Source organism: Caballeronia arvi (assembly GCF_001544695.2).
Classification (GTDB): Bacteria; Pseudomonadota; Gammaproteobacteria; order Burkholderiales; family Burkholderiaceae; genus Caballeronia; species Caballeronia arvi.
The window spans coordinates 142,261-151,678 of sequence record NZ_FCOM02000015.1; the positions used below are offsets into that span (position 1 = coordinate 142,261).

A 9,418-nucleotide genomic window follows, 5' to 3' on the forward strand; every position below is an offset into this window, starting at 1 on the left:
CACGATGACCCACGCTCTGAAAACGGCGATGATCTTCGCCGCGGGACGCGGCGAACGCATGCGGCCGCTCACCGATACCTGTCCGAAACCTCTGCTGGAAGCAGGCGGAAAGCCGCTCATCGTCTGGCAGATCGAGCGGCTCGCGGCGGCTGGCATCGAAACGATCGTCGTCAATCATGCGTGGCTCGGCGAGCAGATCGAAGCCGTGCTGGGTGACGGATCGCGCTGGGACGTCGCGCTGCGCTACTCGCCCGAGACGGATGCGCTGGAAACGGCGGGCGGCATCGCAAAGGCGCTGCATCTGATCGGCGACGGCGTGTTTATCGCGGTGAGCGGCGATGTGTTCTGCGATTTCGACTACGCGACGTTGCGCGAACCCGCCGCTACGTTGTCGGCGCTCGAAACACCGGGAATGCATCTCGTGATGGTGCCGAATCCACCGTTCCATCCTAAAGGCGATTTCGCCTTGCGCGATGACGGCACGCTCGCACTCGACGGCGAACCGCGTTACACGTTCGGCAACATCGGGCTGTACGACACGCGCATGTTCCGCGATCTCGCGCCCGGCACGCGCCGCGCGCTGACGCCTTACTACCGCGAGGCCATTGCGTCGGGGCACGCGAGCGGCGAGCTTTACGAGGGCCGCTGGGAAAACGTCGGCACGCCCGCGCAACTCCAGGCACTTGACGAGGAACTGAGGGCACGCTGAGCGTCGGGGATTGGGACGCATCCGATGGTAAAATGCGCGGTTCTCCCGTCTTTTCCTTCCCCGCGGTCCGCAAACCATGTCCGATACTCGTCCCGATACCCTCTTTGCGCTTACCGCGCTGTCGCCGCTCGACGGCCGCTACGCCGCCAAGACCGAAGCCCTGCGTGACTGGCTCTCTGAAGCCGCGTTCATGCGTCATCGCGTGACGGTCGAGATTCACTGGCTGATCGCGCTGTCGCGCGCCGGGTTCGCCGAAGTGCCGCGCTTTTCCGAGGCGTCCGAGCAATTCCTGCTGAATCTCGCCGAGCGCTTCACCGCGCACGACGCCGCGCGCATCAAAGACATCGAGCGCGTCACGAATCATGACGTGAAGGCCGTCGAATACTGGCTCAAGGAGTCGGTCAAGGGCCAGCCGGAACTGGAGCGCGCAAGCGAGTTCATCCATTTCGCGTGCACGTCGGAAGATATCAACAACACGTCGCACGGCCTGATGCTCGCGGGCGCGCGCGAACGCGTGATTCTGCCTGCGCTGCGATCGGTGCATGAGCGGCTCGTCAAGCTCGCACACGCGCACGCCGAACAGCCGATGCTCTCGCGCACGCACGGCCAGCCCGCCAGCCCGACGACGCTCGGCAAGGAAATCGCGAACGTCGCGGCGCGCCTCGCGCGCGCGATCCAGCGCATCGAGAAGGTCGAACTGCTCGGCAAGATGAACGGCGCGGTCGGCAATTTCAACGCGCATCTGTCGGCATACCCGGAGTTCGACTGGGAAGCGTTCTCCAAGGATGTCGTCGAGAATCGTCTGAAGCTGACGTTCAATCCGTACACGATCCAGATCGAGCCGCACGATTACATGGCCGAACTGTTCGACGCCATCGCGCGTGCGAATACGATCCTTCTCGACCTCGATCGCGACGTCTGGGGCTATATTTCGCTCGGCTATTTCAAGCAGAGGACGAAGGCCGGCGAGATCGGCTCGTCGACGATGCCGCATAAGGTCAACCCGATCGACTTCGAGAACTCGGAGGGCAACCTCGGCCTCGCGAATGCGACGCTGCGCCATCTTTCAGAAAAGCTGCCGGTCTCACGCTGGCAGCGGGACCTGACTGATTCGACCGTGCTGCGCAACATCGGCGTGGCATTCGGTTACTCGCTGCTCGCCTACGATGCGCTGATCCGCGGTCTCGACAAGTTGGAAGTGAACGCGGCGCGCCTGAACGAAGATCTCGACAACTGCTGGGAAGTGCTCGCCGAACCCGTACAGACGGTGATGCGCCGCTACGGCATCGAGAATCCGTACGAGCAGTTGAAGGAACTGACCCGCGGCAAGGGCATCACGCGCGAAGCGCTGCAGGCGTTCGTCGGCGGGCTGGCGATCCCGGCCGTGGCAAAGAAGCTGCTGCTGGACATGACGCCGGGGTCGTATATCGGCAAGGCGGTCGAACTGGCGAAGCGGATTGCCTAAAGATAAAGCCCCGGAAATCCGGGGCTTTTTTTACTTTCGTGTCTTCAGCTTCTCGATCACGTTATCGACGATCTGCTCGGGCGTAAGCTCGATGCTCTCGGTGATCGCCTCGTCCTCGCCGGGTTCCTCCAGCGTATCGAGCTGGCTCTGCAACAGCGACGGATCGAAGAAATGCCCCGTGCGCGAGCCAAGACGCTCGTGCAGCACGTCGAACGTGCCGTGCAGATAGACGAAACACACGTCCTTGTCGCCCGCGCGCAGAATGTCGCGATACGAGCGTTTCAGCGACGAGCACGTGAATACCGCCGTCTCGCCAGCGCGCTGCTTTTCCTCGATCGCCGCGCGAATGGTCTTCAGCCACGGCCAGCGATCGTCGTCGGTCAGGGGAATACCCTTGTGCATCTTCTCCTTGTTGGCGGCGCTGTGATACGCGTCGCCATCGGTGAACGCACAATGCAGCCGTTCCGCCAACATCTCGCCGATGAGCGATTTGCCGGCGCCCGACACACCCATTGCGATCAGAATCATCGATTTCTCCTTACACGAACGCCGCAAGAACGAAAGTCAAACCGAGACCCATCAGGGAAATAATGGTCTCGAGCAACGACCACGTCTTGAATGTCTGGCCGACCGTCATCCCGAAATACTCTTTGATCAGCCAGAAACCGCCGTCGTTCACGTGCGAGAAGATCAGCGAGCCTGAACCGGTCGCGAGCACCAGCAATTCCGGGCTCGTGTGACCACCCGCCGCCGCGGCGATCGGCGCGACGATGCCGCACGCGGTCGTCATCGCGACAGTCGCCGAACCGGTTGCCAGACGAATCAGCGCGGCGACGAACCAGCCGAGCAAGAGCGGCGACAGATTCGCCTGCGACGCGGTTGCGACGATCTGCTGGGAAATGCCGCTGTCGCGCAGCACCTGGCCGAAACCGCCGCCCGCACCGACGATCAGCGTGATACCGGCGATCGGCGCGAGACATTCGCCACAGAACTTCTGAATCTGATCGCGGTTGAAGCCGCGCGCCGCGCCGAAGGTCCAGAAGCTGACCAGCACGGCGATCAGGAGCGCCATGTCCGATTGGCCGATGAACCGCAACAAGTCGTTGGGCAGCGTTTTCGGCGTAAAGACCAGATCCGCCCAGCTTCCGACGAGCATCAGAATGACGGGCAGAAGAATCGTGAACAGCGTGATGCCAAAACTGGGCAGATCGCGCTTCGCCTGGGTGTCGCCGTGCTTTTCGGTGAACTGGTCGGCGAGCGCGTTGGCATCCGGCAGCTTGATGTACTTGTGAATCAACAGTGCGAAGAGCGGTCCGGCGACGATCGCGGTCGGCACGCCGACGATAAGGCCATAAGCAATGGTCTTTCCGATATCGGCGTGGTATTGCTGCACCGCAAGCAGCGCGGCCGGGTGCGGCGGAATCAGACCGTGCACGACCGAGAGGCCAGCGACCATCGGCAGGCCGATCAGCAGCAGTGACTTTCCAGTGCGTTTTGCGACATTGAACGCGATCGGAATCAGCAGCACGAAGCCGACTTCGAAAAACACCGGCAAGCCGACGATGATTGCGACGACCATCATCGCCCAATGGATGTTCTTCTCGCCGAAGAGGTGGATCAGCGTATTCGCGATCCGCTCGGCGCCGCCCGACTCGGCCATCATTTTGCCGAGCATCGTGCCGAGACCGACCACGACGGCAATGTGACCGAGCGTATTGCCGTTGCCCGTTTCAAAGGACTTCACGATCTTGTCCATCGGCATGCCGACCGCGAGGGCCAGCAATACGGACACGATCATGAGGACGAGGAACGGATAGACCTTGAAACGCGCGATCATCAGGATCAGAACCGCGATCGCGATCACCGCGTAGAGCAACAGCATGCTGCCGTGGACGGCTGGCATAACGCCTCCTTGATTTTGTTGAGGTTTTTGCGCTATGTATGCGTTTGCCGTCGCTGCAATACACGTCGGCAACGTCCGGCAAGCGCGCACACAGCGCCAGGCAATCGAATTTTACTTGTAAGCTGGAGAGTCGGGCACAAAACGGTGCACAGCGCAACTAGGCGAGTATGCGCTGCTGCAGCCGCGCGAGCAGAGGGCATGCGGCGGCACCCAAAAGCAAAAAAGCCGGCGCTCGTTCGAGCGTCGGCTTTCTGAAGACATGGGCTGGTGTGACTGCGGTTACTGCGTGGCGGTCACGTTGATTTCGACGCGACGGTTCTGAGCCCGGCCAGCGGCGGTCGCATTGCTCGCAACAGGATTCGATGCGCCGAAGCCCTTTGCCTCGATTTGCTCGGACTGCAAACCGCGTGCCCCCAGGTAACGCGCCACCGACTCGGCCCGGGCTTGCGACAGGCGCTGATTCGACTCCACCGAACCCGTCGAATCCGTATAGCCCGAGATCTGCGTTTTCGTGAAACGCACGCCATTGTTCGCCGTCAGGAACGCATTCAACTGCGACTGCGCAGTGCTCGTGAGCGTAGCGCTGCCCGTATCGAAATTCGTGTCGCCTTGCAGCACCACGCGACGCGCAGCCACCGGAGCCGGCGCAGGGGCCGGTGCCGGTTGTGGAGCGGGTGCCTGTACCACCGGTGCAGGAGGCGTACCACACGTGAAAGTCATCTCACGCGGGTTGTTTCGGCCTTGGGTACCTTGCACGCCATCCAAGGCTTGCGTCAGCACGACTTGCTGGTCCTTACAGATTCGCGCGGCTGCAGCCATGCACGATTTTTCCGATTCGAACAAGCCCGAGCAGTTCACGCGATACGTGTCACGCTGGCCGGCCATGTTCACCTTATAGGCCGTGTAGGTCGGCCCCGTATCTGTTGAACAGGCGGAAAGTACGCCGACTGCTGCGAGCACTGCGATGAGGATCTTAGACATCTCGTGTATTCGAACTGAAATAAATTGAAGGTAATTGGCGCGAGCCCGAACAACCGCATGCTCGCGATCGTCCAGGCCCTTCTGAGCGCTAACTCAGGCTTCGCGCTTTACCAACGATACGAAGCGTTCGCTCCGTACACGGTGCCGGCGCGAGTCGTACCCGCACCCGCCTTCAGCACCAGGTTCTGCGTTACGCGCAGGTTGAGAGCAACCGCCGCAGCCGCATAGCCTTGGTACGACGCACCACCAACACCAACCGACATCGTCTTGTCTTGATCGATATTCGGGATCATCGCCAAAGCCGTCGACGCTGCGATACCCGAGTAGGCGGAACGCCCAATGTCAGCAATCGCACCCTGCATGCCGCCGACCATACTGTCGGTGTAGTTCTTGGCGTCAGCAACAGCCTGGTTCAACTGCCCCACGTTGGCCACGTCTGTGTCCTGCGTACCCGCTGCCACATTGGTGATCTGACGTTCGCTGCCTTCCGCGCCAACCGAAACCGTGTTCGGACCATCCGTTACGGCACCGGCACCCAGGGCGACCGAGTCATCCCCTGAAGCATGGCTGTTCGCACCGATCGCCACTGCATTCGCGCCGTTGGCCACCGCGCTGGCGCCCATCGCCACTGCGTTGACACCCGTCGCCTGCGCGTTCGCGCCCGCTGCCACAGCATGTGTACCGCTTGCGGTCGCTGCTTCGGTGGTCCGGTTGCCGTCCGCATTGAACAGCGGGTTATCCTCGGTCGTCACGTTTTGAACCTGAGCGGCCAAGGCATTCAGTTGCGCCACGTTGATCAGGTCAGTCGGCGCGACGCTGGTACTGACATTGTGAATCACAGTACCTGCCGTGCCGCCCAACGTGATGTTGCTGTAGTCCGTAGTGCCATCCGCATTCGAATCGAAAGTCACGGCGGTCTTGGCAGTGCCGTTGTCGTAGAGCCCCGTATCCTTCAATTGTCCGATCGTCGCTACGTCGTCGTTCGCCACACCGTTGGCAATGTGCGTCAGTCGGAGCTTGTCGCCCTGGTCATTACCGAACGACACCGTATTCGCCTGATTCGCCACTGCGTTGGTGCCGATTGCTACCGCATTTCTGGCCGTCGCACTGGCGTTCCCGCCGATAGCTATCGAGTTTTCACCCGTCGCTTCAGAATCGATCAGGATCGAATTGGCATGGAAGTACTTGATGCCCTTGCCGTTGACGATACTGCTCAACGAAGTCGACATGCTCGTCACACCGCTCACTACCGTGCTCACGGTCGTGGACAACGAGTTCACCGTCGTCGAGATCGACACGATACCCGTCGACAGAGACGTGATGCTGGTCGAAGTCGACGTCGACAACGAGTTGATACCCGTGGACAGCGAATTCACGCCCGTGGACAGCGACGAGATTCCGCTCGACAGCGACGAGATGCCCGTGGACAACGAACTCACACCCGTCGACAGGCTGCTGATGCCGGCCGAAGTCGACGTCGACAGACTGTTGATGCCCGTCGACAGACTGCTCACACCCGTGGACAGACTGTTGATGCCCGCCGAGGTCGACATCGACAGACTGTTGACGCCCGTCGACAGGCTGTTGATGCCCGTCGAAGTCGACGTCGACAGACTATTCAGACCCGTGGACAGACTGCTCACACCCGTCGACAGACTATTGATGCCCGTCGAAGTGGACGTCGACAGACTGTTCATGCCCGTCGACAGACTGTTGATGCCCGTCGAGCTCGACAGCGACAGCGAACTCAACTGACCGTAGTTCACCGCGTCGTTCGTCTCCGTGCCGTCTGCCACGTTCTTCAGCTTCACCGGCGCATGACCCTGGCCGCCCAGCGTCACTTGCGTGTGGTTCGCATCGTCGTACTGCACCGAGTTCGCCACACCCGTGGACAGGCTGTTGATGCTCGTCGAGGTCGAGCTCGACAGCGACACGATACCCGTCGACAGACTGGTGATACCCGTCGACACCGACACCGACAACGTGCTCAGGCCCGTGGACAGGCTGGAGACCCCCGTGGACAGGCTGGTGATGCCTGTCGAGGTCGACGTGGACAGGCTAGTGATGCCCGTCGAAGCCGAAGCCGACAGTGAGTTCATGCCCGTGGACAGGCTGCTCAGGCCCGTCGAGGTCGACGTCGACAGCGAGTTCATGCCCGTGGACAGGCTGTTGATGCCCGTCGAGGTCGAGACCGACAGCGAGTTCACACCCGTGGACAGGCTGCTCAGGCCCGTCGAGGTCGAGACCGACAGCGAGTTCATGCCCGTGGACAGGCTGCTGAGGCCCGTCGAGGTCGACGTCGACAGCGAGTTCACGCCCGTGGACAGGCTGCTGAGGCCCGTCGAAGCCGAAGTCGACAGCGAGTTCACACCCGTGGACAGGCTATTGATGCCCGTCGAGGTCGATGTGGACAGCGAGTTCAGACCCGTCGAGAGCGAATTCACCCCCGTGGACAAGCTGCTGATGCCCGTCGAAGTCGACACCGACAGACTGCTCACCCCCGTGGACAGGCTATTGATGCCCGTCGAGGTCGACGTGGACAGCGAGTTCAGACCCGTCGACAGACTGTTCACCCCCGTGGACAGGCTGCTGAGGCCCGTGGAGGTCGAACTCGACAGACTGTTCAGACCCGTCGAGAGCGAGCTCACGCCCGTGGACAGGCTGTTGATGCCCGTCGAGAGGCTGCTGATGCCCGTCGAAGTCGAACTCGACAGACTGTTCAGCCCCGTCGAGAGCGAGTTCACGCCCGTGGACAGGCTGTTGATGCCCGTGGACGTCGAACTCGACAGACTGTTCAGACCCGTCGAGAGCGAGTTCACGCCCGTGGACAGGCTGCTGATACCCGTGGAGGTCGACACCGACAGCGAGTTCACACCCGTCGAGAGCGAATTCACGCCCGTGGACAGCGAGTCCACGCTCGTCGAAAGGCTGCTCACGCCGCTCGACAACGAGCTGATGCCCGTCGAAGTCGATGTGGACAGCGAGTTCAGACCCGTCGACAGCGAGTTCACGCCCGTGGACAGGCTGCTGACGCTCGTCGAGGTCGACACCGACAGCGAGTTCACACCCGTGGACAGGCTACTGATGCCCGTCGAGCTCGACGCCGACAAGCTGTTCAGACCCGTGGACAGACTGCTCACACCCGTGGACAGCGAGTTCACGCCCGTGGACAGGCTGCTGAGGCCCGTCGAGGTCGAAGTCGACAAGCTGTTCAGACCCGTCGACAGCGAGCTCACACCCGTGGACAGGCTGCTGATGCTCGTGGAGGTCGACACCGACAGCGAGCTCACACCCGTGGACAGGCTGTTCACACCCGTGGACAGGCTGCTGAGGCCCGTCGAGGCCGAGGTCGACAGCGAGTTCATGCCCGTGGACAGGCTGCTGACGCCCGTCGAAGCCGAAGTCGACAGCGAGTTCATGCCCGTGGACAGCGAACCCATGCCCGTGGACAGGCTGCTGATACCCGTCGAGGTCGACGCCGACAGCGAGCTCACGCCAGTCGACAGCGAGCTTACGCCCGTGGACAGCGAGTTCACGCCCGTGGACAGGCTGCTAAGGCCCGTCGAGGTCGATACCGACAGCGAGTTCAGGCCAGTCGACAGCGAACTCACGCCAGTCGACAGCGAGCTCACGCCCGTGGAGAGCGAGTTCACGCCCGTGGAGAGCGAGCTCACGCCCGTGGAGAGCGAGTTCATGCCCGTGGACAGGCTGCTGAGGCCCGTCGAGGTCGACACCGACAAGCTGTTCAGCCCCGTCGACAGCGAGCTCACACCCGTGGACAGGCTGCTGATGCCCGTGGAAGTCGACACCGACAACGAGCTCACGCCCGTGGACAGCGAACTGAGGCCCGTGGAGGTCGAAGCCGACAGCGAGCTGATGCCCGTCGAGGCCGAGGTCGACAGCGAGTTCATGCCCGTGGACAGGCTGCTGATGCCCGTCGAGGTCGACACCGACAGCGAGTTCAGGCCGGTCGACAGCGAGCTCACGCCCGTGGACAACGAGTTCATGCCCGTGGACAGGCTGCTGAGGCCCGTCGAAGTCGACACCGACAGCGAGTCCACACCGGTCGACAGCGAATTGATGCCCGTCGAAGCCGACGCCGACAAGCTGTTCATGCCCGTGGACAGCGAACCGATGCCCGTCGAAGCCGACACCGACAGCGAGTTCATGCCCGTGGACAGCGAACCGATGCCCGTCGAAGCCGACACCGACAGCGAGCTCACACCCGTGGACAGCGAGCTCACACCCGTGGACAACGAACCGATGCTGGTCGAAGCCGAGGCCGACAGCGAGCTCACGCCCGTGGACAACGAGTTCATGCCCGTGGACAGGCTGCTGAGGCCCGTCGAAGTCGACACCG

At 62.1% G+C, this 9,418-nt stretch carries 8 protein-coding genes and 1 pseudogene; 4 read left to right on the forward strand and 5 right to left on the reverse strand.

Features of this window, described 5'->3' with window-relative positions; translation table 11 throughout:
* Window positions 1-4: 4 nt before the first annotated feature.
* Together murU and purB are read left to right on the forward strand one after the other, a co-directional pair.
* The gene (gene murU / locus AWB74_RS19110; RefSeq protein ID WP_061148297.1) at window positions 5-709 is read left to right on the forward strand and encodes an N-acetylmuramate alpha-1-phosphate uridylyltransferase MurU; all 705 of its coding nucleotides are present in this window, start codon (window positions 5-7) and stop codon (window positions 707-709) included.
* Between the two features lie 76 nt (window positions 710-785).
* Complete coding sequence (purB, locus tag AWB74_RS19115; RefSeq protein WP_061148298.1) at window positions 786-2,174, forward strand: adenylosuccinate lyase; 1,389 nt, start codon at window positions 786-788, stop codon at window positions 2,172-2,174.
* A gap of 30 nt (window positions 2,175-2,204) precedes the next feature.
* Here purB and AWB74_RS19120 read toward each other — a convergent pair whose 3' ends face one another.
* From AWB74_RS19120 to AWB74_RS47340, 4 genes are all read right to left on the reverse strand, one after another.
* A complete protein-coding gene (locus AWB74_RS19120) occupies window positions 2,205-2,702 on the reverse strand; it encodes a gluconokinase (RefSeq protein WP_061148299.1) in 498 nt (165 codons plus the stop codon).
* A gap of 10 nt (window positions 2,703-2,712) precedes the next feature.
* Complete coding sequence (locus tag AWB74_RS19125) at window positions 2,713-4,077, reverse strand: GntP family permease (RefSeq protein WP_061148300.1); 1,365 nt, start codon at window positions 4,075-4,077, stop codon at window positions 2,713-2,715.
* A 279-nt stretch (window positions 4,078-4,356) separates the two neighbouring features.
* The gene (locus AWB74_RS19130; protein ID WP_087039098.1) at window positions 4,357-5,058 is read right to left on the reverse strand and encodes an OmpA family protein; all 702 of its coding nucleotides are present in this window, start codon (window positions 5,056-5,058) and stop codon (window positions 4,357-4,359) included.
* Window positions 5,059-5,165: 107 nt separating this feature from the next.
* Entirely contained in the window at window positions 5,166-6,287 is a 1,122-nt protein-coding gene (locus AWB74_RS47340) for a YadA family autotransporter adhesin (protein WP_143749280.1), read from the reverse strand.
* On the opposite strand from AWB74_RS47340, the gene AWB74_RS47345 reads away from it, so the two are divergent.
* A complete protein-coding gene (locus AWB74_RS47345) occupies window positions 6,247-6,813 on the forward strand; it encodes a hypothetical protein (RefSeq protein ID WP_143749281.1) in 567 nt (188 codons plus the stop codon). The two genes, AWB74_RS47340 and AWB74_RS47345, sit on opposite strands and share 41 nt — an antisense overlap.
* On the opposite strand, the pseudogene AWB74_RS48610 reads toward AWB74_RS47345, so the two are convergent.
* Window positions 6,801-7,034, reverse strand: a pseudogene (locus AWB74_RS48610) (hypothetical protein); the annotation flags it as partial. The gene AWB74_RS47345 and the pseudogene AWB74_RS48610 overlap by 13 nt on opposite strands.
* Here AWB74_RS48610 and AWB74_RS45690 point away from each other — a divergent pair.
* The coding region (locus AWB74_RS45690; RefSeq protein WP_200821995.1) for a hypothetical protein at window positions 6,961-9,418 on the forward strand (2,458 nt) is incomplete at its 3' end. The pseudogene AWB74_RS48610 and the gene AWB74_RS45690 overlap by 74 nt on opposite strands.

Coding starts and splice junctions, on each gene's coding strand:
- AWB74_RS19130 (WP_087039098.1), bottom strand. CDS start 5,058: ATGTCTAAGATCCTCATCGCAGTGCTCGCAGCAGTCGGCGTACTTTCC.
- murU (WP_061148297.1), top strand. CDS start 5: ATGACCCACGCTCTGAAAACGGCGATGATCTTCGCCGCGGGACGCGGC.
- AWB74_RS47345 (WP_143749281.1), top strand. CDS start 6,247: ATGCCCTTGCCGTTGACGATACTGCTCAACGAAGTCGACATGCTCGTC.
- AWB74_RS19120 (WP_061148299.1), bottom strand. CDS start 2,702: ATGATTCTGATCGCAATGGGTGTGTCGGGCGCCGGCAAATCGCTCATC.
- AWB74_RS19125 (WP_061148300.1), bottom strand. CDS start 4,077: ATGCCAGCCGTCCACGGCAGCATGCTGTTGCTCTACGCGGTGATCGCG.
- purB (WP_061148298.1), top strand. CDS start 786: ATGTCCGATACTCGTCCCGATACCCTCTTTGCGCTTACCGCGCTGTCG.
- AWB74_RS47340 (WP_143749280.1), bottom strand. CDS start 6,287: ATGTCGACTTCGTTGAGCAGTATCGTCAACGGCAAGGGCATCAAGTAC.